Source organism: Pseudomonas sp. JUb42 (assembly GCF_024807945.1).
Taxonomy (GTDB): Bacteria; Pseudomonadota; Gammaproteobacteria; order Pseudomonadales; family Pseudomonadaceae; genus Aquipseudomonas.
The window spans coordinates 487,399-511,549 of the sequence record NZ_JANUFD010000002.1 but is presented as its reverse complement, the minus strand read 5'-3'; the positions used below and the strand labels follow the sequence as shown (position 1 = coordinate 511,549).

Sequence of the window (24,151 nt, the reverse complement as noted above, 5' to 3'; positions counted from 1 at the left end):
TCCAGTCGTGCAAGTGGGGGGCGGGCGGTGCTGGAGGGAGCGTAGACGCATTCCGGATGAACGGCGCATTACTTGATTTCGGCTGAGCGTGGATGCTTCGGCGGCGCCTGCGTATATTCATGCCAATGCCGCTTTTTGCGCTTCATCTGCCTTGAGGAACAGCCTTGTCTATCCCGGTAAAACCCGCTCAGCACTCTTCCCAGGCACCCCAGGCCGAACAGGTCGCTGAGCAACTGCGCTCAATCATTGGCACTCTGGTGCGCAAGGTCCGCGGCGAAGCCCAGACCCCTTCATCAGCTCAGTCGGAAACCCTGGGCTTCATCGACCGCAACGGCCCCGCCAGCATCAGCGAGATGGCTGCCTTTCGCCACGTCAAGCATCAGAGTATGCGCCTGGTCATCGACCAACTGGAGTCCCAAGGCCTGGTCGAGCGCGCACCTGACCCTGCCGATGGCCGCAAGCAACTGATCAGTCTGACCGACCTCGGCCGCGTTACCCTTGCGCAGCAACGCAATCAACGCAGCCAATGGCTGGCCGACCGGCTGCAGCAAAAGACCACCACGGCAGAGCTGCAGACCCTGAGCGATGCGGTCCACATCCTCGAGCGACTGGTAGCCGACGACGAAGCCGGGCCATCACGCTGAGCGCAAGGCGGCGAGTGCGCTGCCCAGCGAGTTGATCCCCCAGTGCTCGATGTATTGGCCGTCGCGAAGGCGCACGATATCCATCACCTCGATGACCACCTGGCGCCCGGTCGCCGCGATCCCCAATAACTCGCCAGTATGCTGGCCGGTGATGCGCTTGCGGGTCGTGACCTTGTCCCCCTCTGCCACCTGATCCAGCACCTCGACCTGCAAATCTGTCAGCCCCGCATGCAGCACATTCTTGAACGTATTCCAGAGACCTTCACGACCTTGAGGCTGACCCGAGGGCGCGCTGTGATTGACGAAATCCTCGTCGACCAACGCCTCGAACGCCTCGCGCCGACACTGGGCGATGACCTCCTGATTGAAGCGTTGGACGATGGTTTTGTTTGTTGTGGACATGGGGGCACCGTTGAGAGGAGGGTGCAATAAATATACAGTTGGACTGTATAAATGTAACTCGCTCATTAAGGCAATCATCGGACGGGGGGGGGGAGCAGTTTTCTTCGATCTGGCGCTCTCACGCAGCTAACACACTCTTATCAAACATCGCCGAATACAACGAATCGTCGAAACACAGTGGGATTCATCCGCGAAGAAGGTGGTGTAGCCGATGCAGCTTTCGCGAATGAATTCGCTGCCACAGAATCCGCTGCCACAGGTTATGCGTCCGGTCCTCGTCAAGGGTTTGCCGTGCGATCGCGCAGTGTCACTCAGCCGCCCAGCGCTGCACACCAAGTGCATGCAGCAACTGACTCAAATGCTGATTGAACACCGCCCCCGGATCTTCCTGAATCACGGCAAACGCCATCATCCCTTCCGCTGCGCCAAAGATGATCGGCGCGGCGACGGCACCGGTCATAACGGAGTCAACGCTGCCGTCTTTGCGGCCCAGATCCCAGGTGTCGGCAATCCATTGAATGTTCTGCCGAGAAAACACCCGCACCTCTTCCATGATCTCTTCGGGCAGTGCATTGCGTTCAACGGCCAGCATCAGCCCCAGGCACAGGCGGCCGCCGTCGCGCAGGGTGCGCACGAACAGCTGCATATAGTGATACAGACGGCTATCGGCAGTGGGGTGCTGGTCGATTTCGGCGAGGTTTTCCCGGTTATTCCGGTTATAGAGCTGCATGGCATAAAGGGTCAGGGCATTTTTCGATTCGAAGTGGCTGTACAGGCTGGCCGCCTTGATGCAAGCCGCTTCGGCCAATTCGCGCAGGCCCAGAGCGCTGAAACCGCGATCCTGCAACAGATCGACGGCCAGATGGGTCAAGGCTTCCTTGCGTGAACCGGGAATGTGCGCGGATTTTTTCATGGTGCTTTTCCAGGTTTGGTCGATGCAGGAAGAGGGGAGGCGCATGGTACAAGAAATCGCCTCGGCAGCGGGCGGGCCCACTCGCTGCCGGGGCGCAGACGTCAGGCAACCAGGGTGATGCCACCGTGATGGGCAACGAAAAACGTCGCGTCGGTCAGGGCCTGTGCGTCGTGGGAGTCAGAGGTATCGAGCAGCAGCGTATCACCGGCATTCAAGATCACATCACCGAAGCGAATCGTCCCTTCCAGCATCAGGATCTGCTCCCAGCCATTATGTTCGTGCAGCGGAAAGCACGTGCCCTTGGCGAACTTGAGGAAAAAGCTGCCGTCACCGTGCTCGCCGCCGACGTTCCAGACGTTCGAAATCTGCATGCCTTCGTAACCGGCACTTTCCCATGTACGTGCTGCTTGTCTGTCCAGAATCATGATCAGTCACCCGCAATAATTAATGGATGTCAGCACTGCTAACGAACGTTAGGTTGTGTGTTTGCAAGAGAGCTGTCAACTGCTTTTTTTAATGATGCTGTTGCTGCAGGTCGCTGCCGACAACGACTTCATCCTCTGTTATATCTGTGCCATGGCGCCCGCAACTCCGCGCGCCGCCCATTCCTGCCAGCACAGAGGCGTAGATGCTTTTACATCGATCGACCTGGATTGAAATCGAACAATTCCTCACTCACAGCCGCACCATCGTCGTGCCCATCGGTTCCAACGAGCAGCACGGTCCCACCGGTATGTTGGGCACCGACTGGATGTGTCCGGAAATCATCGCCCACGAGGCTCAGGCCAACGCCAATATCCTCGTTGGCCCCACCTTCAATATCGGCATGGCGCAGCATCACCTGGGCTTCCCCGGCACCATCTCCCTGCGCCCCTCGACCTTTATCGCCGCCATCGGTGACTGGGTCCGCTCCCTGGCCGGTCACGGGTTCGAGAAGATCCTGTTTCTCAACGGCCATGGCGGCAATATCGCCACCATCGAAGCCGCGTTCTCCGAACTGTACGCCGAAGCCAGTTTCGCCCGACGCCCGGCAGGCTTTGCCTTGAAGCTGTGCAACTGGTGGGATCTGGAAGGCGTGCACGCCCTGGCCAACCAGCAATTCCCGGTCGGCCACGGCAGCCATGCCACGCCTTCGGAAATCGCCATCACCCAATGGGCCTACCCGGACTCGATCAAGACCGCTGACTATCAGCCGCAAATCGCCCCCACCGGCCCCATCCGCGAAGCCCTGGACTTCCGCGCGCGCTTCCCCGATGGCCGCATGGGCTCCGACCCGGCCCTGGCCACCCCGGAAAAAGGTGGCGAACTGGTCAAGCTGGCGGCGCAAGGTCTGGTACAAGCGGTTGATACGTTCAGCCGGGAAGTGGCGCCGCAGCGAAACGCCTGAACTGCCAAGTCGGTCTCATCCTCGGTGTCTTGTGCCGTGCCATCAGTTGCTCAATCTGTGAGCGACGGGTATTCAAGACGCCGACAAAAAAACTTGCGCCCGATAAACAGGAGTTACCCGTGACGAATGACCGTTCCCGCGCCTGGCTGTTTGCCAGCCTGCTCGCTCTGCCCATGCTTGCCCATGGCGCCGCCGCCGAGAAAACCGAGCCTGCCGAGAGCAAATGGTCAAAGACCTTTCACGTCTACGGCTCCACTGCGGTGGACGGCGGCGAGTGCGTTGCCGGGGACGCCACCAAGGAAGGCATGGACGGTCGCGCTTACGTCTACCTCAAGGACAGCAAGACCCGCCAGCCGCGCTGGATGACCGCTATCCCGCTGGCGGACGCCGACATGTACCAGAACCGCGCCACCCATTGCTTTACCATGGGTGGTTCGCTGTTCGTATTGGTCCAGACCGATACCAATCAGGCGACTTCTCTGTCGCAGACGCTACTGAGCGTGACGGAGTTGTCCCCGCTCACCGGGAAAATAATTAGCAGTCAGGACGCGGATATTCCCGGCATAGACGATGCGTATTCGGCCTGGGTGGACAAGGGCAGCAAGGGCTTTCATGAGGAGGGCGGGCAAATCCGCATTGCCGGGCAGTATTTCCTGATGGAGAACTCCGAGAAACGTATGCCGTTTACCTTCACGGTCGCGGCGCATCCGGCGAAAAAACCGTGATCAGCGCGGCTGCATCCTCTATAAGCGAGCGGTGATTACACACATCTGAAATAGCCGCCTTGAGGAGCCCGTGTCGTGTCAGTCAACAGCATCAAGGCAGCTGCGCCTGATTCCGCCTGGGCGGTGTTCCTGATCTTCCTGCGCCTGGGGCTGACCTCTTTCGGCGGACCGATTGCGCATCTGGGCTACTTTCGTGAAGAGTTCGTCACCCGACGCCAATGGCTCAACGAACGCAGTTATGCCGATCTGGTGGCCCTCTGCCAATTCCTTCCCGGCCCGGCCAGCAGCCAGGTCGGCATCGGCCTGGGGCAGTCACGCGCCGGCTTTGCAGGCGCCATCAGCGCCTGGGCAGGGTTTACCTTGCCTTCAGCGGTCATCCTCGCTCTGTTCGCTCAGGGGTTGTCGATCTGGGGCGGCGCTTTGCCAAACGGTCTGTTGCACGGCCTCAAGATAGTCGCCGTCGCTGTGGTCGCGCAGGCTGTATGGGGCATGGCGCGTAATCTTTGCACTGACGTGCCTCGCGTAACGCTCGCCGTATTTTGCGCCTGTGCCGCACTCCAGTGGCCCGGTGTGGTGGGGCAGATTGGCGTGATTGTCTGCACCGCCATCATCGGTTTGTTGCTGTTCAAGCCCGCGCATCCACGGATTGAAGCGCCGATGTCGTTTTCAGTCAGCCGCAGGGCAGGGCTGATAGCGCTTTCGCTGTTCTTCGGGCTGTTGATCGGCCTGCCGTTGCTGATTCAGCTGTGGCCCTCGCGAACCCTGGCCATTGCGAATGCCTTCTACCGGGTGGGCTCATTGGTGTTTGGTGGCGGCCATGTCGTGCTGCCGTTGCTGCAGTCCGCCACGGTTGCCAGCGGCTGGGTAGCCAATGACACCTTTCTGGCGGGGTATGGCCTGGCCCAGGCTGTACCGGGCCCGCTCTTCACTTTCGCCGCATTTCTCGGTGCATCCATGAACGCGCCGCCATCTGGCTGGGCAGGTGCCATGGTTTGCCTCGTCGCGATTTTCGCGCCGTCATTCCTGCTGGTGATCGGCGTATTGCCATTCTGGGAGCAACTGCGTCATAGCGTTCGCATGCAAGCCGCCCTTGCCGGTGTCAACGCAGGCGTGGTCGGACTGCTTCTGGCGGCCTTGTATAACCCGGTCTGGACGAGCGCCATCATGCGGCCACTGGACTTTGGCCTGGCACTGATCGCCCTGGTGGCCTTGATGTTCTGGAAGATCCCGCCCTGGGCGGTCGTGCTCGGTGGTGGCATGTGTGGATGGCTGCTTGGTGCGGTTGGTTGAGACAGGTGCTCAGGCCAGTTTGCGCTGGCTCTTATCAAACAATGCAGAACCTGTGTAATTGCTGGAACTGTGTGGGAACGGCTATCCAATGCTGATAACTCCGGATTCTTGCAGATCATGATTTCACTGGGCGAGCGCGCTGCCGCGCAATTGAAACTGGCTGCTTGAGACAGGGCTGGCAAGGCCAACAGGCTCAGCAGAAATAGCCGGGCGACAGGAGGGGGATTGATCAACATGGCGAGTCCATCATGATCGAGCGCGAAGTTTAGATGGTCTGATCACAATTCAATTGCGTCTGCTTATCAACCGATTTAACGCGGTTTTTTGTCGGACCCAGACACCCAGCCCCGCACCCACTCACCAAATAAATTGAACGGCATTTGAAAGCATTCGCCTAATGAACAGCTTGGGGATACTCCCACAGGCAATGTGCAAATACGGGCATAGTCCGAGAGGTGGTTAACGTGGCTAAAGACGACAAGAAAAGCAAAGGCGACGCTTCGAAAGCCAGCAAGGAATTGAAGGATAAAAAGTCATCACCGGCCAAGAAAGCGGCTGCGGCCTCGGCTCTTTCGAAATCCTCCGAGAAGAAAGACAAGAAAAAAGACGTTGAGCCAAAGAAATCTGCAAAAAAAGCTGACAGCAAGCCAGATAAGGCCAAGAAGTCAGACAAGGCAGAAAAGACTGCGAAAAAGAAAAAGTGACGCCTGCTGCCTGCCAGGGCTCTACGCCCTGGCTTCCCCAACGTATTCATCATCGCCACGTTGAAGTTGATGATGAAAAGCGCAGTCCAGAGGATTGCAGTCACAAACATCGGTAACCCTTTATACGGCTGGGGGACGCTGCTGCCAGAACCTCTGCGCCTTTACTCAGCCTGCCTCTGACAACGCCTGCACTTTCTCCGGTGGCTTGATCGAACCGATATAGACCGCAAAGATCGTCAGTAACGCTCCGCATGCCTGGAGTGTCGAGCTGGCCTTGCCGAGAAAGGTTACGTCGATGAAATACGTGATCACCGGCTCCAGCAGCAAGATCAATCCCGCCAGCCCCAGGCTGATCGCACCGATCGAACGGTTGACCAGCAGCCATCCAACAAACTGCACCAGCACCCCGTAGATAACCAGCATCACCAACGTCTGGGTGTCGACGATCGCTAGGCTCTCGTCATTGGCCATCGCGTAACCGAGCAACACCAGGGCTGCGCAAATGCTCAGGTTGAGCATCTGGGCAATCGTGTCACCGCCCCCCTCAGGCAATTGCGTGTTGATTTTCAAAAAGTAAACGCAGATGGCGTAGGCCAGGCCCGACAACACGCCAAATACGATGCCCTTGATACCCACTGAGCTGGTCATCTCGGGAGCGACCAGCAAGTACAGCCCACCGAAGGCGAGGGTGATGGATATCAGGAAATAGATCGAAGGGCGTTCCTTGAGCAAGCACATGCCCAGCACGGTCATGAAAAATACCTGGCAGTTGGTCAGGATGGAGCCGATACCCGGCCCCACCACATAGATACTCTGATGCCACAGGACCAGATCGATGGCCAAAAATACCCCGGCCAAGCCGGTGTACAGTCGCGCGCGATGGCTTTTGAGCAGGACCGGAATCCGCCGGACCTTGAGCAACAGGAAAAACAGGATTGAAGCGAACAGCATCCGATAGAAGCCGGCCCCTCCAGCCCCGATATGGGCGAATGCCACTGTCAGCGCCGAGAGGCTGAGCATCAATCCACCGACCGTCAACTCGATAATGGCACGGTTGTTTTTCACCGACATGTGTCCTCCCTTTCCTGCACGCCCACCTCCTCTTCAGCCGCTTTAGCCAGCCATTGTTGAACCGGCCCGTAAGCCACCACCTGATCCACATAGCTTTGCAGGGTTGGCGGCACGCTGATCCCGTAGCGGCGCAAGCGAAACACCACAGGCGCGAACATCGCATCGACGATGCCGAACGGGCCGCACAGGAAGGTGGTGGACCGGCTCGCCGCTCGCAGGTCTTGCCAGATGGAAAAAATCCGCACTATCTCGCCTTGGGTTTCTACGCTCAAGTCGCCGGCATCGTCACCTGTGCCCAGGCCGAATGACATCTGCGTGCGCAGATGGGTAAAGCCTGAGTGCATCTCAGCGGCTGCGGCACGCGACAATGCCTTCAGCCGTAAATCCTGTGGCCACAAGTTGCTATCGGGGCAGGCTTCGGCCATGTATTCACAAATGGCTAGGCTGTCGTTGATCACCAGGTTGTCCAGCAACAGCACCGGGACTTTGCCTGAAGGCGAGTATTTGCCGATCTGGCGTGGCGTATCAGGCTGTTCCAGTTTGATGTGAATCGTGTCGAATGCTGCATCTGCGGTGACCATGACCAGCCACGCGCGCAGCGACCAGGAAGACTTGTTGAAGTCCCCTATAACCAGTTTCAGTGCCATATCCGTTCCTAGCGCCTGTGATGAGATAGGTGCTAACTTTACGACCGCATTTTTCAGCCGTATTGCACAAAACTGGACAGGTCATGGACAAGACAAAAGGCCGCACAGGCGCTCTCGATAAGGATTTCGTGCGTTTCTGGCGTATTCCCGAAGGCAACTGCGAGCTGTTGTCCGCACGCTACACCACGCAGTCTTTTGGCCGCCACTCCCACGACCGTTATGCGCTGGGCGTGATAAGCAGCGGTGTTGAAAAACTCTACTACCGTGGCAGCTATGCCCTGGGTGGGGTCGGCAGTGTTGTGACCATCACGCCTGGGGAGATCCACGACGGCCTGCCCGGGCATGACAATGGCTGGATGTACCGGATGCTCTACCTCGATCCGGACTGGGTGAATTGCAGGGTGTTCCAGGGACGTGTGGCCAGCGATCACGTGCATCTTTTTCAGCAGGCGATCCATACAAATCCGGTCTTGGCCCAGACCTTCCTGCAGCAACACCAGATGCTCGAACAGACGCCGCCCGGCCTCGAGCGCGAATCGATCCTGCTGGACCTGGTGTGCCAGGTGTTCGAGCGCAGTGGTGCCACGGCCTCATCGGCCCTGCCCGCAGAACAGCAGGCGGTAAGGTGCATCAAGGACAAGCTGGAAGAAGAGTTCGACCAGGACATCTCACTGGAGGCCCTGGCACAGCTGGTCAACCTGGAGCCGCTGTACCTGATCCGCGTGTTCAAAAAACACGTCGGCGTCTCCCCCCACAGTTATCAGATCCAAAAGCGCATCGCCCAGGTGCAGCAACTCCTGCGCGCCGGTGTCAGCCTCGCCGAGGCGGCTTTTGCCTGCGGCTTCTTTGATCAAAGCCACATGACGCGGGCTTTCAAGAAAGTGGTTGGCATAACCCCTGGCAATTTCCGTAATAGTGGGGAGTTTTTCGTGGGGCGCAAGGATTTACGACACGTCAGGGGTGATGAATGATCGCCAAACAGACGCTCGGTCCTGCGCAGCGTAGACTCGCGAGTGAATGCTTGATAAACACCCTATTCGCTTGAGGTTTAAAGGCGGTCCTCAGGCAGCCTCTTCTATAACCGGCGTAGCCTGATGAACCCTCAATCCCGCGTAGACCTGACCAATTGTGATCGCGAAGCGATACAGATTCCAGGCAACATCCAGCCCCATGGTTGTCTGCTGGCTTGTGATGTATCAGCCACTATTGTCATTCGCCATTCTGAAAATGCTCAGGGCATGCTGGGTCTGCCAGCCGATCTTAACGGCCAACGGCTCGAGACGATTCTGGGGGCCGAGGCGGCTCATACCATTCGCAACTCACTTGCTCGAACCAAAGAGGGCGGGCGAACTGCGCTCAGTTTTGGCCTGAGCCTTGCGGCGGGGCAGACCTTCGACGTGGCCGCCCATAGCTTCAAGGGGGTGGTGATCCTTGAGTTTGAACCATCAAGCGCGAGTATTGCCGAGCCCATTGAACTGGCCCGCACCCTTATCTCCCAAATTCGGGAGATCGACCAGACCGAGACACTGTTTCGCGACACCGCTCGTCTTGCACGCGCCATGCTCGGCTACGACCGGGTGATGATCTATCAGCTCGGGGCTGATGGCGCCGGTAAAGTCGTGGCCGAGTCCAGGCGGCGCGATCTCGAAAGCTTTCTGGGTCAATATTTTCCTGGGTCGGATATCCCGCAGCAGGCGCGAGCCCTCTACCTGCGCAACCCCATTCGCATCATTTCGGATGCCAAATTCAAGGCAGTGCCTCTATCGCCGGTGCTGGACTTATCCGGTGAGCCACTGGATTTGTCCTATGCGCACCTTCGCAGCGTTTCGCCGATTCACTGCGAGTACCTGTGCAACATGGGCGTAGGCGCCTCGATGTCGATTTCAATCATCATCAACGGGGTGTTGTGGGGGTTGATAGCCTGTCATCACTACGCACCGCGCATCCTGAGCATGGGCCAACGTGTCGCGGCTGAAATGTTCGGCGAGTTTCTTTCCCTTCATATCGAAACGCTACGCTCCAGGCAGACGCTGGAAGCTGCAGCCCATGCTCGTCGATTTCTCGACACACTCCTTTACGACGCCAGTCACGCGGGTGACGTCGGGGAGCTGCTGCGCTCACGCTTGTCCGAATTCAAGAAGTTGATCCCGTGCGACGGAGTCGGCATGTTGCTGGAGGGCCGGTGGGCCACCCAGGCGCTGACGCCGCCCCAGGCAGCGATACCGTCGCTGTTGCAGTTGGCCGAAGGTGTTGCTGAAGGCCAGACGTGGGCCTCCAACGGCCTCTCGATGACACATGCTCCGGCCAAAGACTATGCAGCCGACGTCTCTGGCGTTCTGATCATTCCGATGTCGCAGCTGCCCAGAGACTACCTCATGCTGTTTCGCAAAGAGGTGGTCGAGACCCTCGACTGGGCGGGCGATCCGAACAAGACCTACGGCACCGGCACTCACGGTGAACGCTTGACGCCCCGTAAGAGCTTTGCCGTGTGGAAAGAAACGGTCCATCAGCAATCGTTGCCCTGGACGGAACAGGACAGGCAGTTTGGTGAGGCTATTCGGACCGCGATCGTCGAAGTGGTGTTGCGTAACAGTGAGCTGCTTTCCAACGAGCGCTCAAAGGCTGCCGTGCGCCAGCGGATGCTCAATGAAGAGTTGAACCACCGGGTCAAGAATATCCTTGCCTTGATCGGCGCGCTGGTGGCGCATCCCACCGCGGAAAGCCAGACCCTCACAGGTTATGTCGCGACGTTGACGGGGCGGATCCAGGCACTGTCCATAGCGCATGACCAAGTCGTCAGGGGCGATGGCGGTGGTCGTCTTTCTTCGCTGCTTGATGCCGAGCTTTCACCTTATCGAACATCGCCTGACTCCATTCAGTTGAGGGGGCCGAATGTGGTCTTTGATGCCCGGGCTTATTCCGTCATGGCGCTGGTGCTGCATGAAATGTCGACCAATGCTGCGAAGTACGGCGCCCTGTCGCGGGAAAGCGGCAAGCTTTCAGTTGAATGGACGATTGATGCAGGCGGCGCGTGCGACATCGCCTGGCGCGAAAGCGGCGGCCCAATCGTGCACATCCCACACAAGCGCGGCTTTGGTAGCGTCCTCATCGACCGCAGCATTCCGTTTGACCTTGGCGGTACAAGCGCCATCGAGTACTTGCCGGAGGGCATCAAAGGCTTTTTCAGGATACCCGTCCGACACCTTTCGCTAGTCGACGTCGTTGAGGCCCCCCATGCAGAAGAGACCGTTGCTGCTAAGGAAATAGGCGGCGAGCGTTTAGCCAACACCCGTGTCCTCATCCTTGAGGATCAGCTGGTCATTGCCGTTGGACTTGAACAGATGCTGGCCAACGCAGGTATCGACGAAGTCTTTACCGCCAGTTCCGAGACGGAGGCACTCAGGCTGATCGCCACACAACAATTGGATGTCGCTGTGTTGGACGTCAATCTGGGGACAGGGACCTCAATGACCGTCGCAGAAGAGTTAATGCGCCGGCAGATACCGTTTCTCTTCGCGACCGGATACGGCGACAGCATCAGCATCCCGGTACACTTCAAGCAAGCCCCTGTCCTGCAAAAACCCTACGACGCCGCATCGGTGCTCAGGCACTTGCAGAATTTGCTGTCTTAACCCGGGGTTTGAGACTGGCGCGCAAAGCCGCCTCTACAGGGTGCTACAGCCCGAAAGTAGCTTCAATTTCGATATTCAGGTCCGGCGAAAACAACCTGGAAACCTCGACCAGGGAGCTGGCAGGAAAATGACCTTCATAATGCTGCGCCAGCACCTTGCGCAGTTCACCTGCCTGGCTGAAGTCGGTGATGAAGATAGTCACTTTAAGGAGTGAAGACATATCCGTGCCCTCATCGACAGCGACGGTTTTAATCTGCGCCAAAATGGCATTGGCCTGCTTTTCCAGGCTCTGTCCCTGGGCCTTGGTGCCGAAGGCAGTGAAGCCTGACAGATACAGCGTATTGCCGTTCTTTACCGCATGGGAATAAGGCCCCACGGCAGCAGGAAGTGTTGCGTAGGTTTTACGTTGGATAGAAGTGCCTGGCATATGAGTGCTTCCGAATTTTAAGGGGGTAGGGTGCCTGAAACTTCATGAAGTCAAAGGCTTGATCAATAGCTGTTTGAAGTGTCTATTCTCTCAGAGGCTGATAGCGGGCAATAGTCACGTTTCTCTATGATGACTGCCTGATTCTCTAAGTAGTGAGTTTTCAATATCCTGAGCTCGCCTGCGTATGTCATAATTTTTCCAGTCACGTGCAAGCCCAAGTCTTTTCCTGATTGATATGCCGGGGTAATAGTTGGTGAGGAACTACCGTTTTGCAGTTGAAGATGGCCGCGTGGCGCTCAGGGATATATTACTTGGCCTTCTCCCTGAAGCGGGTCGATTGCAAACGCCTATAGAGGGGTTTGCACTGCACCGCTATGACCATGCCGATACGGCAAAGCCGCATTTCTACAATCCGATACTTATCGTCGCCGTCCAGGGTAAGAAGTGGGTTCGTATCGGTATCAAGGATCTTTCATTTGGGGAGCACAACTGTTTTATCGCCGGTGTGAACATGCCCGTCACCAGCTGCTTGCTGGAAGCGACCCCGGAAACCCCCTATCTGTCGATGTCCCTGGACTTGGACAGGTCTTTGATGGCCGCTTTAGCGGCAAAAACTCCACAACCGAGCGACTACAACGCCAACACGGCAGTGGGCGCTGCGGTGCAGGAACTCGGCCCGGAATTGCTTGATGCCTTTTTACGCATGCTTGAATTACTCAATAAACCCGAGCAGGCGAAAATGCTGGGCGCGCTGATATACCAGGAAATTCACTACAGACTGCTTACAACACCCTTTGGGCATCAGCTGCGTCTGCTGAATACGGTGGGCGCGCAAAGTAATAAAATTGATCAGGCGATCTTGTGGCTGCGGGAGAACTACCATGAAACGCTACAGGTGGATAAATTGGCGGCAAAACTGAATATGGCATCGTCTACGTTATATAAGTATTTCAAGGAAGTCACGACACTCAGCCCTCTGCAATATCAGAAGCGCCTGCGCCTGAACGAGGCGCAGCGCCTGATGCTGGTTGAGAACTGCGATGTCATCCAGGCCGCGCTAATGGTCGGCTATGAGAGTGTCAATCAATTTGGTCGTGAGTATAAACGGCTGTTTGGCGAGCCGCCCAGAAAGAATGTTTTGAACATAAAGACTGGCAGGCGGTAGTGATGGGTGGCTATTGGCCCTTGAGCAACGCCTGTCCAGAGCGAAACCAAGTCAGAAGCTGGGGCCAGCACTCGGGCAGAGCTAGACAGAGTCTCAGTTGAGTACGCGGCCCCGGCATTGTCCATACTCCTACGACCTTTGCCCGATGCACCAGCCACCAAACGCTCGAACCTTGCGCAACAACTCCTATTAATCAACCCTCAGCACAATCTTCCCGCGAATATGCCCGCGCGCCGCGCGCTCATGGGCTTTAGCCGCATCCGCCAGCGCAAAGCGACTGTCGATCACCACGCGCAACGTCCCGGCATCGAGCAAACGGCCGACCTCTGCCAGCTGCGCACCGTTGGAACGCACCTGAGTCGCCGACACCGCAACGCCCAACTGCGACGCTTCCTCAGCACCGGAAAAGCCCAAGGGAAAGATCGGGAACAACGCGCCGCCGCGTTTGAGTGTGCGCAAAAAGCGCCCCGTATTTGGCCCGCCCACGGCATCAATGACCAGGTCAATATCGCGCACCACCTCTTCGGCGTCGGTCTGGGTGTAGTCGATAAACTCATCGGCACCCAACTCGCGCAAGAACGCCTCGTGCTCAGCCGAAGCCACCGCAATCACCCGCGCCCCCCGCCATTTGGCGATCTGCACCGCCAGATGCCCCACGCCGCCGGCCGCTCCATTGATCAGTACCGTCTTGCCTTGCAAGGGCACCGGTTGGTGCTTCGCGGGTTGCAGCGGGTTGGGTTCGTCATGGCCCAGTTCGATCATGAATTGCCACGCCGTCAGCAACGACATGGGCGCTGCGGCGGCGTGTTGGTGATCGATACCCGGCGGTTTGAGCGCAAGCTCCGTGGCGGGCACGGTGACGTACTCGGCATAGGCTTTACTCGGCCCGAAGCTGGGGAAACGGACCATTGCGTACACCTCGTCACCGACGCTGAAGCCGCTGACATCATCGGCCAGCGCCTCGACCACGCCCGAGATATCCGTGCCGAGGATGACCGGGAAGGGCACCTGCGGTTGCCATTCAGGCGGCAGCATCTTGTAGCCGTCGCGCAGATACCAGTCAGGAGGATTGACCCCGACCGCGTGCACCCGAACCAGCACTTCACCCGGCTGGATCTCGGGCCTAGGCGCGTCTTCGTAGCGCAACACCTCAGGACCGCCGAATTCATGTTGTCGCACTGCTTTCATTGTCTTGCCGACCATTGCTTTCTCCCTATCCAGGCATCGGATATGATTAACGGAACATAGCTCCGAATATACGGATCGGTGTTCCGTTTAGTCAAGAAGGCATTTATGAGAGCTGACGCGCAGAAAAATTACGCCCATATCCTGACCGTCGCCCGCGACGTGTTCACTGAGCAGGGCGCCGACGCCTCAATCCGCGATGTCGCGCGCAAAGCCGACGTTGGCCTGGGTACGCTGTACCGCCACTTCCCGACCCGGGAAGCGTTGTTCGAAGCCTTGCTGCGCAGCAGCTTCAACACCTTGGAGAGGCGCGCCGACGAGCTGCAAAGCCTGGAGCCCGCCGATCAGGCACTCGTGACCTGGCTGCGCGAAATCGTCGAAATCGCCTGCAGCCTGCGCGGCGTCATCGCCGCCATGGTCGCCGCCATCGAAGAACCCGACTCGGCGCTGCATGCCTCGTGCGTCACCATGAAAGCGTCCGGCACACGACTGCTGGAACGCGCCCAGGCGCAAGGGCTGGCACGCAGCGATATGGATGGGGCGGATCTGTTTGCGTTGGTGGGGGCGCTGACCTGGATACAGGATCAGCCATCGCTGGTGGAGCGGGGGGAGCGCTTGTTCGGGATTATTTCGGGGGCGATTTTGTTGGGTGGGGCTGTCTGAGGCAGTGTCCTGAACGGCACTCAGTACGGGACCATCAACGATCGAAGGCGGTTGTTTTCGACCCCTAGCGGACCCTGCTATCACATGCCATGCGCATCATCCTTGCTTGCGTTCTGGAACAAAAAACAAATGAGCGATTGACTGGTGTGCATATACACATATGATGGTTGTCATGAATATGTTCACCGGACCCGATCTTAGCCATTGCCTCGCAGAGCGGCGCACTGCGAGATGCCTCACTCGTCTTTACGATCGATATTTGGCTGCGGTGAATTTGTCAGTAGCGTCTATGGGGCCACGTTGCTGACAGTCATACCCGGAATCTGATTTTATTTATATGTGTAATTACACACTAGTAGTCGCACTGGAGGTTGAAAATGAATGCTTTTCCAAGAGCGGGGAGCGGTGCAGGTGTTGACCCGGCGGATCGAGTCAGCGCCATCGATTTTGTGAACCGAGTGAACTGGTGGTTCGAAACCTGGGATGTGGAATCGATGCTCGATGCGTTTCTGCCCGATGCAGTGGCTTATCACTTTCACGGCACGATCAGCGGACATGAGGAAATGCGACATTTCTTTGCTCACGACTATCCGTACCTGATTCCAGGCGTGAGCCGCCACGCCACCAATCACATCGTTGATCAGGACGAGGATGGTGTAGTGGTGCGTTACCAAAACTTGCTCGTGCGCTACGCATCGCCCGAATCCGCTGCTGCCCTCCAGGCCGGTGAGGTCATGAACAGCCCGGACGATCTGCCAGGGATCTGGCTTTACTCACCGATGGTTGATCGTCTGCGGCGCACTGACACCGGCTGGAAGATCACCGAGCGCTATATCGGCGGCTCAACCACAAATTCCCGTCTGGATCCACCCGTTAAGTCTGCGATCGAAGTTGCACCATACCTCCCTAAGGTCCCGAGCATTTAACCCATCTACCCCGGGGTAAATGCCCCGATCTTTCCCAGAAAAGGAGTATTCAATGAACATCGCAGGATCTGTGGTTTTTGTAACGGGTGCCAATCGCGGCATCGGGTTGGCTTTTGCGAAGTTGGCTTTGGCAAAGGGCGCTTCCAAAGTCTATGCAGGGGTTCGCAATGTTGAAGGTTTCAACGCTTCGGGGATCATCCCCGTGCAAATCGATGTCACCGATGAGGCATCGGTCGCTGCTGCTGCAAAGCTGTGCCAGGACACGAACGTGCTGATTAACAATGCTGGCATCGGTATTGTTCAGGACGGCGTACTGGCGTCGAACATGATCGAATTGTCTCGCCACCTGATGGATACCAACACCTTCGGCATCGTGCGAACTGGCCAGGCGTTTGCGCCGATTCTGGCCGCCAATGGCGGGGGGGCCGTGATCAATGTGCTGTCTGATGTTACCTGGTTCAGTTTGCCGACGATTGCGGCGTATGCAGCGTCCAAGGCCGCTGCGTGGAGTGTGACCAATGCCTTGCGCCTAGAGCTCAGGGCTCAACAGACCCATGTACTTGCGGTACACGTGGGGTTTGTTGATACCGATCTTACTCAGGGCTTCGATGTGCCGAAAATCGAGGCCCATGAGGTTGCTCGTGCGGCGTATGAAGGTCTGGAAGAAGGGGCGCTGGAAGTCCTGGTTGATGAAGGCACCCAGTTCATCAAGACCACTCTGTCGCAAACCGAAGCGTTCTATTTCAACCCGCCACAGTTTGCCTGAGGATAATGACCATGAGCGACGCACCTTACATTCTTCTGGTAAACGCCCGAGTAAAACCAGAGTTTTTGGCGCAGGTTCTGAGGGCTGCGGCGGTCACGCTGGCGCATACTTTGAAAGAACCGGGTTGCGTCGCGTTTTACCAAACGGCCCATACGCAGGATCCTGAGCATCTGTGCTTCTTCGAGTATTTCGCTTCGAAAGCAGCCCACGCCGAGCACTTGGAAAAGCCTTATACCAAAGCATTTTTTGAACTGCTGACGGACAAGCTCGTCTCCCCACCTGACATACAGCAACTGACGCCGGCCCATATTATGTGATTTGCGCGTCACGCTTTCCGTCTGGTTGGCACGGCGGATGCTGAGGAGCTGGCGGGTTATTGCCAGATGGTATTCAGCGGCTTGTGCGTCGAGGTTGCCGCTGGAAGTTCGCGAGCAGACCTCCAGAGCAGCCCAAGACTGGCGCTTGCAGGTCTGACTGAGCTCTGGAGCGGAGCGAGGCGAGCTTAAGAAACGGCTATACCAAGTTGGCTAGAGTTAGCGGCTTGCCTGGGTTGATCGCCTTCACTGAAAAAGCCCGGTAGGCATCGGCATGTTATTTGCCGACAGAGCTCAATCAAATTATGGCGGAACTCTCATGACCGATTAGATTGTGCGGGCCAGGGTGTCCTACAAACCTTCGAGAGTCAGCTTCTGGTCACGTTATGGCTCCCACTAAGGCAACTATCGACCCATGGCGGAGCTTGCCGCAGCTCTAGCGTTTCAACTGAACAGCGAAGAGCAGAGTTAAAGATTGACTGATGTGCTTATACACATAATATGGCTCTCATGAAGAAAATTACTGGACCTGATCTTTGCCATTGCCTCGCCGCCAGGCGCAATGCGAGATACCTCACTCGCTTTTACGACAGACACCTTGCTGCCGCGGGCCTCTCGGTGTCGCAATTTTCGCTGCTTGCGATGCTGGCCGAGCATTCGGATATCTCGATCTCGGACCTCACCGAGATCATGGTGATGGAGCGAACCACATTAGTCAGGGCACTCAAGCCGCTGCAATCGGCAGGCTTTATACACAGCCGCGTTGAAGGGCCACGCTCGGCTTTACGCTTATCCCTTTCTGCTGAAGGCCAGGCAAAGATCGAGCATGCGCAGCCGTATTGGGATTCGGCTCAAGAGGAGCTTGAGGAGCAGATCGGGGTGGATAGAGCGATAGCCATCCGTGCTTCATTACTGGCCGTGGTGCCTGGAATATGATTTTTTGATTATGGATGTGTAACTGCATACTGATTTGCCCTCAGCTTTGTATGTTAAGTATAAAAGCGTTTCCGAGATTTGGAGCTGGGAGGGTGGGGCAATCTTACCCAGAACTCAAAAGCCAATATTGCGGAAAACGGTTGCCGCTTCCGGTCAAAACTTGCCGTAGATGACGCACTGCGTGCTGACGAACACTATGTAAATCCGCTATATAGAGTCTTTTATTTGGTATTGTGGTTGGCATGCTAAGTGCTTCATTTCAATGTGTTCAACTAGAACTCATTTGATGGTCATACATGACTTATGTACCCGTTGTTAAACTGCCTGAAATTTTCACGCGCAGCTTTTTATCGTCTAACGAAATCGAGGTCAATATGTTGATATCGCAAACACCAGCCGCCCGCGTGACGGGTGCGACCGTCACCCGGATGCTGGAGCAAAAAAGGGCTGTCGATCAGATTCGCGATCCTGGATCCGCTGTTGCACGCTTAAATATGGTGCATAAGTGGGCAGATATATTCGCGGCGACAAGTACCCCTACAGAAACAGATGTGTCCAATCTCAAGCCGCCGACATTTCCTATCGAAGCCTGATTGGAAGGCGTGTCAGTACCACAGCCCTAATTACCCAGAGAACCTATATGACCAGTATCAGTTCGGCCAGCACCCTGATCTATTCTCGCCCGATAAACGAAAAGGACATACTCAATGTAAAACCAGGGAGCATAAGCAGCTCTCAGCCATTACTGCGAAACGGCATTCCGGTACTATCGCCAGAAAAATCTGCGCCTTTACTTTCGGTTCCTACTCAAGAGCAGCAGGCGTCGGCCAAACAGGTTGAACGGCAGCAAGAAGCATACGCCAGAATGCGCGTATTAAGTTTCGTGAAAGTTAGCTAGAGAAAGATGATCTGTTTGCATCATCTTTTTTGTGGCGAGGAGTAAAAATGGAAAACCGGTGATCGTTAATCAGGCGGGGCTCGTTAGTGTTTTAGTGAGGGCCCCCTTGAAAGATGCGTAACGGTAGATCGCGGCGTGCGATGAAGGAATCTCTTCCAGGTAGTCAATAACCGCAACTGCGGTTTCACCCGCGCTGCACCGGAGTAGCGAATGGATGAAGCTTTGTAGCGTATCAAAAATTACCCGGCCGCATTCGATGTCGCTGATTAGCAAGAACCAAACGCCTGCGAGGCTATGCTCTCGTTACATTCGTCTGGATAGACAAGGCTAATGATGAGGTGATGGAAATGGAAAAAATCTGGAGTCTCGATCAGACTCCAGATTTGTACCGCGCTACTTTCTTTACAGAATGGAAATCGGGTAGTCGACAATCAGGCGAAATTCATTAACGTCGCCCTCGTTCTCGTCAGTGTTGGCACGGTGGAATGCCTGACGGATACGGAACGACAGGTCTTTGGCCGGACCGGTCTGGACCACGTACTTGGCTTCGATGTTCGTCTCGTGGTGGCTGCCGTCTGCCCCATAAAGGCCGGTGTAAGTACTATTGGACGGCGTGTGTGTACCATCAATGTTGGTACCGCTGATATAACGAGTCATGAAACTCAGGCCCGGTACACCATAGGGTGCCATGTTCAGGTCATAGCGAGCTTGCCAGGATCTTTCGCCGGGGGCGTTGAAGTCGGAGTACTGGATAGAGTTCGCCAGAAAGATGGAGTCACCACCTCGGTTATTGTCGCCGATACCAATGTAGTCGAATGGCGTGTCGCCATTAACTTTTTGGAATGCCAGGGTCAGCGTATGCGCGGCCAGGAATGAGTACGCGGCGGACAACGAGTAAGCAGTGTTGCTGATATCGCCGGCTTTTTTACTGCCGGTGTCGGTGGTGCGGTAGATATTGAAGTCAAACGCCAAGGCCTGATTGTCGGTCAGCGGCAAGGCATAATTCACGTTACCGTAGTACTGGTTCCAGACGTCTTCGAGTTTGTTGTAGTAGAAACCGACGCCCAGATTGTCAGTCACGGCATATTTGCCGCCGCCATAGGTCGCCGATTTTGCCGTTACGCCAGCATAAAGTGCCCAGATATCGCCATCCCGGTTGGTTTCATCCTGGCTGGTGCCCGAAGTAAAACGGCCCGCCTCGACATCAAGACCTTTGATCTCGCTGCTCTGCAGGCTGACACCGCTTGCGGTCTGCGGCAACAGGCGAGAGCCGCCAACAGCAAATACCGGATTCTGCGGCTGCATGTCGCCGATTTTCAGCTCGGTTTTCGATACCCGGAATTTGACCGCGCCGCCAGCTTTGCCAAAACTGTCTTCGTTCTTGCCATTGCTGCTGGTCACCAGGTTGCCTGACCCGGAGTACTTATCGGAGCCGTCAAGTTTAAAACCGACGTAACCAAAGGCATCAAAGCCAACGCCGATCAAGCCCTGGGTATAACCGGAACTGAAAACGCCCCAGAAACCCTGGGTCCAATCTTTGTCGTCGACACTGCCGTTTTTCTTGTCGCGATTGTAATAGTAGTTCCGTGCTTTCAAGTCCAGCTTGCTACCTTCAACAAAACCGCTGGCTTCAGACTGGTCGCTGACGAAGGCAGCGGCTGTTGCCAGTTGGGTGCTTGCCGCCGTAACGGCCACGGCGATGGCGCTCCACGTTAATACTCTCATGCTGTTGACGCTCCTTTAGTCTCGGGAAATATAACTGTCCATCCGTCTAGATGCGGAGGTTCATTTTTGGTGAGGTTGAACTTATAGCACGAGGGATTTCAGCGCGGATAGTTCAAAAAGCAGTATTTTCATTCAATTATTTATGGGGGTGATATCGAGCATCGCATTATTAATATCAGCTCCATATTTTTACCCAAGATCAAGCCGACAAATTGATTGGTAGTTGCCCTCATAAGAACATGGCGCTATTCTCTTCGTGCTGCCGCCTATTCGGTAGTCGGGCTTGGTAACCCGTTTAACATCGGCGCAATAGTGGCCGTATCTCATCTGCGGTCACTATTGCGTTTGTTTTATGGCGGCTGCGTATTAGAGGCCCAGTCCTGCCGGTTCCCATGTCCCGGTTTACCAACTGATGCGTGGTCGCCACCTTATTATCCCTAAGTCTTATAATAGGGAGCGTTCTTTCAAGTGACGAGAGGTTGGTACAAGTATCAGAGTGCTCGTTCTACCGTTTGCTCAAGGGACGAGCCGCCAGGTTGCCAATCCAATAACTTGCGTGCAAGGGGCGCGTAATCGTGCACCTGCCGTGTTTAGCCCCACAGTTCGCTAAGCCCCGCCAAGGCCAAATGCGCGCTGCTCTGCAGCCCGGTTCGTGAAGTGCCCGCGGCAGCTTGTACACATAACCCACTGAATACCAGCTGCACGTAGTCGGCGAGCTGTGCTGCGTCTGCGGTATCGACCAGATTACCGTTGCTCTGTCCTTTCTCGAACAACGCCGTCAGCAACGCCGATACCCGACTGCGACGCCTGACCAATTCGTCGCAGACGTCCTGACTGGCAATACCGCTCGCAAGCCCTGATTGCACGAGCAGACACCCCGGCGGTTCATCGGGATCGGTCAGCCATTCAATCGCGCCGAACAGCATTCGCTCAGCCGCCTCACGGGCGGTAGCGGCAGTCAGTAGCGAGTCCTTGTGATGGCTGCGCCGCTCGTCATAGCGCTCCAGTACCGCATCAAACAGCCCGCGTTTACTGCCAAAAGCGAAATAGACGCTGGGCGCGTTCATGCCCATGGCCTTGGTCAGTTCAGCCATGGATGCACCGTCGTACCCGAGCGTCCAGAACACCACCATGGCTTGGTCGAGGGCCACACCCTCGTCGAATTTTCTAGGCCGTGGCAATTTCGCAGCTCCTTTAATTTAGCGATCATTCTATTTAAACCTTGACCGGGACGCCAGTCGCTCATAATTTATCGATCACTACATTAAGAAGAGGCAACGATCATGACTCATCAGCTGCTCGGAAAAGTCGCGCTCATCACGGGAGGAAGTTCAGGTCTGGGCCTGGCCACGGCCAAGCGATTCGTCGCCGAAGGCGCGAGCGTATTCATCACCGGGCGTCGGCAGGATGAACTGGACAAGGCGGTTGCCGAGATTGCTGGCGACATTACTGCCGTGCAGGCGGACTCGTCGAATCTGGCGGATCTGGATCGGCTGTATGAAACCATCGCGGTCAAGAAAGGTCGGCTGGATATTGTTTTCGCCAATGCCGGCATCCTTGAAAAAGGCGCGGTCGGCGATATATCCGAAGACTCGGTTGACCGCCTGTTCGATATCAACGTCAAGGGCCTGGTCTTCACCGTACAGAAGGCGTTGCCGCTACTGGTCGATGGCGGCGCGATTTTGCTTACGTCATCGATGGTCGCCAGCAAGGGGTTACCGGGTAACAGCATTTATGCCGCAACCAAGGCATCCATCCGCAGCTTGGCCCGCGGCTGGATGGTCGATCTGAAAAGCCGCAGGATCAGGGTCAACGCCATCAGTCCTGGCGCTATCGAAACTCCCGGCCTCAAGGGTGGCGCAGACGCCGATGCTGTCCAGGGCATGTTCGACCACTTCGCCTCGCTGATCCCGGCAGGACGTGTCGGAGAGCCGGATGACATCGCGAAAGTTGCCGTGTTCTTGGCGTCCGATAACGCCAGTTACATCAATGGTGCAGACATCGCCGTCGACGGCGGCTGGACGCAAGTCTGAGCGCGTTATCGCTTTGAAATTCCACAGAACACAAGGCAAACGCAATGAGCAAATTACTGGTTACAGGCGCAACCGGCGAACTGGGATCGCTGACTGTCGACGCTTTGTTGAAGCGCATCGATCCTGAGCAGGTTGTCGCCTTGGTGCGCGATCCTGCCAAGGCCGCCCGCATGGCTGAACAGGGTGTCGACGTCAGGCGTGGTGACTACTTTGACCTGGACTCACTGATCCGCGCATTTCAGGGCGTGGATAAAATACTGCTGGTCTCGACGGTGGCGTTTACTAATCGAATCACTCAGCACCTGAACGTCATCGAGGCCGCAAAAGCAGCAGGCGTCAAACACATCGTCTACACATCGATTCAGCGTAAGCCAGGTTCGACGTTGGAGATTTCGATGATCACGCAGTCCGATGAAGCGACCGAGGAAGCCTTGATCGACAGCGGTCTGTCCTACACGATTCTGCGCAATTCGCTGTATCTGGACGTGCTGCCTTTCATGTTGGGCAGTGATGTATTGGAGCGCGGGGTGCGAATGACCAAAGGTGATGGCAGGGCAGTGATCGTCGCACGCTCCGATCTGGCAGAGGCCAATGCCGTGGTACTGACCCAATCAGGGCATGAAAACAGGACTTATACGCTTGGCGCGAGCGAGTCCGTTTCCTTTGCCGATATTGCGGCAGAGCTCTCCAGGATAAGCGGGAAGTTGGTGGCGTTCATCGAAGTTTCGGCCGAAGAGCTTGCTGAAAGAGTCGAAGCGGCTGGATTGCCGAGACCGGCTGCAGACTTTATCAGTGAGTGGTCAAATGCGGTCTCAACAGGGGAGTTTGCTGAAATCACCAAGGAATTGGAGGGCCTGATCGGGCATGAGCCGGTCAGCTACAAAACATTCCTTCGACGAGCTTATGAGGCCTACGCTACATCGCGACACTAACGAGCGTCTTTGCGAATAGGTACTGACCGAGGCCGGGATCGATGTCCTGCCAGTGCTATCCATGATTGAAGGGTGGGGACAAAACATCTAGGGGATGGCTGGCGTTATCATGCGGTTCTCCGATGCCGAGACAGGCACCGCGCCGTTAGCTCGGCGATCATGCTGGTGTCTGCAGTTGCTGTACTGCTAACTATTCACTGACCAGAAGCATTGTCATGATGTTGAACAGCGCTGTGCGTGCCGCTGAGGAAATCGCCTGCGCAGATCTGAGCCAGCCGATCAGGGTCGACGGCAAAGACCAGTCATTGCTGCGGATTATCGGCCGATAGCTGCGGCAATTCGGTTGCCCTGCCATCGTAGCTGGCCTGTGCTTTTTCCATGCTTTGGCCGTGCTCCGTTGCCCATGCAACCAATACAACGAATGGGTCTTTCAACGTATGCCCCAGCGCCGTGATCGAGTATTCGACCGCGATTGGGGAGGATGCGATGACACGGCGATTGACCAGGCCGTTTCTTTCGAGCCTGCGCAGTGCCTCTGTCAACGCCTTGTGAGTGATGGGCGCGAGGCGCCGCTTGATTGCGTTAAAGCGCGCAGGCTGGCTACACAATACCGTAAGTATCAGGACCGACCATTTGTTGGCGATCTGTTCAAGCACCGGCCGCGTCAGGTTGATTTCTGCGAGCGGAGAAGTGTCTTCCAAGGCCATTGCGGTTTCCATCTGTATATCTAGGGTAGGGGAGGTGCGTAATTGACCCTAAATATACG

Annotated in this window: 27 protein-coding genes; 17 read left to right on the top strand and 10 right to left on the bottom strand. The window is 56.4% G+C overall.

All coding sequences use genetic code 11. From position 1 onward, the window contains the following. Window positions 1-164: 164 nt before the first annotated feature. A complete protein-coding gene (locus M2401_RS06215) occupies window positions 165-644 on the top strand; it encodes a MarR family winged helix-turn-helix transcriptional regulator (RefSeq protein WP_259100737.1) in 480 nt (159 codons plus the stop codon). Here the strand turns inward: M2401_RS06215 and M2401_RS06210 are convergent. The 3 genes from M2401_RS06210 to M2401_RS06200 form a co-directional block, all read right to left on the bottom strand. Further along, on the bottom strand, window positions 636-1,046 hold the full coding sequence (locus M2401_RS06210) for an ester cyclase (protein ID WP_259100736.1): 411 nt from the start codon (window positions 1,044-1,046) through the stop codon (window positions 636-638). The two genes, M2401_RS06215 and M2401_RS06210, sit on opposite strands and share 9 nt — an antisense overlap. 307 nt (window positions 1,047-1,353) lie before the next feature. Beyond that, on the bottom strand, window positions 1,354-1,959 hold the full coding sequence (locus tag M2401_RS06205) for a TetR/AcrR family transcriptional regulator (protein ID WP_259100735.1): 606 nt from the start codon (window positions 1,957-1,959) through the stop codon (window positions 1,354-1,356). A gap of 101 nt (window positions 1,960-2,060) precedes the next feature. After that, entirely contained in the window at window positions 2,061-2,384 is a 324-nt protein-coding gene (locus M2401_RS06200; protein ID WP_259100733.1) for a cupin domain-containing protein, read from the bottom strand. Window positions 2,385-2,587: 203 nt separating this feature from the next. On the opposite strand from M2401_RS06200, the gene M2401_RS06195 reads away from it, so the two are divergent. The 4 genes from M2401_RS06195 to M2401_RS06180 all read left to right on the top strand — a co-directional run bounded on the left by M2401_RS06195 (window position 2,588) and on the right by M2401_RS06180 (window position 6,065). Then, complete coding sequence (locus tag M2401_RS06195) at window positions 2,588-3,346, top strand: creatininase family protein (RefSeq protein ID WP_259100732.1); 759 nt, start codon at window positions 2,588-2,590, stop codon at window positions 3,344-3,346. 119 nt (window positions 3,347-3,465) lie between these two features. Next, window positions 3,466-4,071 (top strand): hypothetical protein, encoded by a 606-nt coding sequence (locus M2401_RS06190; RefSeq protein WP_259100731.1) that lies wholly within the window; start codon window positions 3,466-3,468, stop codon window positions 4,069-4,071. A 75-nt stretch (window positions 4,072-4,146) separates the two neighbouring features. Beyond that, the gene (gene chrA, locus M2401_RS06185; RefSeq protein ID WP_259100730.1) at window positions 4,147-5,361 is read left to right on the top strand and encodes a chromate efflux transporter; all 1,215 of its coding nucleotides are present in this window, start codon (window positions 4,147-4,149) and stop codon (window positions 5,359-5,361) included. Window positions 5,362-5,816: 455 nt separating this feature from the next. Then, window positions 5,817-6,065 carry a hypothetical protein gene (locus M2401_RS06180; RefSeq protein WP_259100729.1) on the top strand — a complete coding sequence of 83 codons (249 nt, stop codon included), beginning with the start codon at window positions 5,817-5,819 and terminating at the stop codon, window positions 6,063-6,065. A gap of 165 nt (window positions 6,066-6,230) precedes the next feature. Here M2401_RS06180 and M2401_RS06175 read toward each other — a convergent pair whose 3' ends face one another. Both M2401_RS06175 and M2401_RS06170 read right to left on the bottom strand, forming a co-directional pair. Then, window positions 6,231-7,136: a DMT family transporter gene (locus M2401_RS06175; RefSeq protein ID WP_259100728.1), complete on the bottom strand. Its 906-nt coding sequence runs from the start codon at window positions 7,134-7,136 to the stop codon at window positions 6,231-6,233. Continuing rightward, complete coding sequence (locus M2401_RS06170; RefSeq protein WP_259100727.1) at window positions 7,127-7,783, bottom strand: glutathione S-transferase family protein; 657 nt, start codon at window positions 7,781-7,783, stop codon at window positions 7,127-7,129. The genes M2401_RS06175 and M2401_RS06170 overlap by 10 nt, the downstream gene beginning before the upstream one ends. 83 nt (window positions 7,784-7,866) lie before the next feature. On the opposite strand from M2401_RS06170, the gene M2401_RS06165 reads away from it, so the two are divergent. Both M2401_RS06165 and M2401_RS06160 read left to right on the top strand, forming a co-directional pair. Further along, window positions 7,867-8,754: an AraC family transcriptional regulator gene (locus M2401_RS06165; RefSeq protein WP_259100726.1), complete on the top strand. Its 888-nt coding sequence runs from the start codon at window positions 7,867-7,869 to the stop codon at window positions 8,752-8,754. Between the two features lie 123 nt (window positions 8,755-8,877). After that, entirely contained in the window at window positions 8,878-11,415 is a 2,538-nt protein-coding gene (locus tag M2401_RS06160) for an HWE histidine kinase domain-containing protein (protein WP_259100725.1), read from the top strand. Between the two features lie 43 nt (window positions 11,416-11,458). Here M2401_RS06160 and M2401_RS06155 read toward each other — a convergent pair whose 3' ends face one another. Then, complete coding sequence (locus M2401_RS06155) at window positions 11,459-11,842, bottom strand: RidA family protein (protein ID WP_259100724.1); 384 nt, start codon at window positions 11,840-11,842, stop codon at window positions 11,459-11,461. Window positions 11,843-12,095: 253 nt separating this feature from the next. Between M2401_RS06155 and M2401_RS06150 the strand changes: the two genes are divergently transcribed. Continuing rightward, window positions 12,096-13,007 carry an AraC family transcriptional regulator gene (locus M2401_RS06150; RefSeq protein ID WP_259100722.1) on the top strand — a complete coding sequence of 304 codons (912 nt, stop codon included), beginning with the start codon at window positions 12,096-12,098 and terminating at the stop codon, window positions 13,005-13,007. Window positions 13,008-13,196: 189 nt separating this feature from the next. Here the strand turns inward: M2401_RS06150 and M2401_RS06145 are convergent, their stop codons facing one another. Beyond that, a complete protein-coding gene (locus M2401_RS06145) occupies window positions 13,197-14,210 on the bottom strand; it encodes an NADP-dependent oxidoreductase (RefSeq protein ID WP_259100720.1) in 1,014 nt (337 codons plus the stop codon). A gap of 90 nt (window positions 14,211-14,300) precedes the next feature. Here M2401_RS06145 and M2401_RS06140 point away from each other — a divergent pair, with 90 nt between their 5' ends. The 7 genes from M2401_RS06140 (at window position 14,301) to M2401_RS06110 (ending at window position 18,695) form a co-directional block, all read left to right on the top strand. Beyond that, window positions 14,301-14,855, top strand: coding sequence for a TetR/AcrR family transcriptional regulator (locus M2401_RS06140; RefSeq protein ID WP_259100719.1), 555 nt, complete (start codon window positions 14,301-14,303; stop codon window positions 14,853-14,855). 377 nt (window positions 14,856-15,232) lie between these two features. Further along, a complete protein-coding gene (locus M2401_RS06135; protein ID WP_259100718.1) occupies window positions 15,233-15,781 on the top strand; it encodes a nuclear transport factor 2 family protein in 549 nt (182 codons plus the stop codon). Between the two features lie 52 nt (window positions 15,782-15,833). After that, complete coding sequence (locus tag M2401_RS06130) at window positions 15,834-16,547, top strand: SDR family oxidoreductase (RefSeq protein ID WP_259100717.1); 714 nt, start codon at window positions 15,834-15,836, stop codon at window positions 16,545-16,547. Between the two features lie 11 nt (window positions 16,548-16,558). Continuing rightward, window positions 16,559-16,864: a putative quinol monooxygenase gene (locus tag M2401_RS06125; protein ID WP_259100716.1), complete on the top strand. Its 306-nt coding sequence runs from the start codon at window positions 16,559-16,561 to the stop codon at window positions 16,862-16,864. A gap of 507 nt (window positions 16,865-17,371) precedes the next feature. Next, entirely contained in the window at window positions 17,372-17,797 is a 426-nt protein-coding gene (locus M2401_RS06120) for a MarR family winged helix-turn-helix transcriptional regulator (protein WP_259100715.1), read from the top strand. A 296-nt stretch (window positions 17,798-18,093) separates the two neighbouring features. Continuing rightward, window positions 18,094-18,390, top strand: a complete 297-nt coding sequence (locus tag M2401_RS06115; RefSeq protein WP_259100714.1) for a hypothetical protein — start codon at window positions 18,094-18,096, stop codon at window positions 18,388-18,390. Between the two features lie 47 nt (window positions 18,391-18,437). After that, entirely contained in the window at window positions 18,438-18,695 is a 258-nt protein-coding gene (locus M2401_RS06110; RefSeq protein ID WP_259100712.1) for a hypothetical protein, read from the top strand. A gap of 402 nt (window positions 18,696-19,097) precedes the next feature. On the opposite strand, the gene M2401_RS06105 is transcribed toward M2401_RS06110, so the two are convergent. Further along, on the bottom strand, window positions 19,098-20,420 hold the full coding sequence (locus M2401_RS06105; protein ID WP_259100711.1) for an OprD family porin: 1,323 nt from the start codon (window positions 20,418-20,420) through the stop codon (window positions 19,098-19,100). Between the two features lie 590 nt (window positions 20,421-21,010). Next, the gene (locus M2401_RS06100) at window positions 21,011-21,601 is read right to left on the bottom strand and encodes a TetR/AcrR family transcriptional regulator (protein WP_259100710.1); all 591 of its coding nucleotides are present in this window, start codon (window positions 21,599-21,601) and stop codon (window positions 21,011-21,013) included. Between the two features lie 102 nt (window positions 21,602-21,703). On the opposite strand from M2401_RS06100, the gene M2401_RS06095 reads away from it, so the two are divergent. Both M2401_RS06095 and M2401_RS06090 read left to right on the top strand, forming a co-directional pair. Further along, complete coding sequence (locus M2401_RS06095; RefSeq protein ID WP_259100709.1) at window positions 21,704-22,453, top strand: SDR family NAD(P)-dependent oxidoreductase; 750 nt, start codon at window positions 21,704-21,706, stop codon at window positions 22,451-22,453. A 44-nt stretch (window positions 22,454-22,497) separates the two neighbouring features. Further along, the gene (locus M2401_RS06090) at window positions 22,498-23,385 is read left to right on the top strand and encodes an SDR family oxidoreductase (RefSeq protein WP_259100708.1); all 888 of its coding nucleotides are present in this window, start codon (window positions 22,498-22,500) and stop codon (window positions 23,383-23,385) included. Window positions 23,386-23,687: 302 nt separating this feature from the next. Here the strand turns inward: M2401_RS06090 and M2401_RS06085 are convergent, their stop codons facing one another. Next, a complete protein-coding gene (locus M2401_RS06085; protein WP_259100707.1) occupies window positions 23,688-24,092 on the bottom strand; it encodes a helix-turn-helix domain-containing protein in 405 nt (134 codons plus the stop codon). Between the last annotated feature and the right edge of the window lie 59 nt (window positions 24,093-24,151).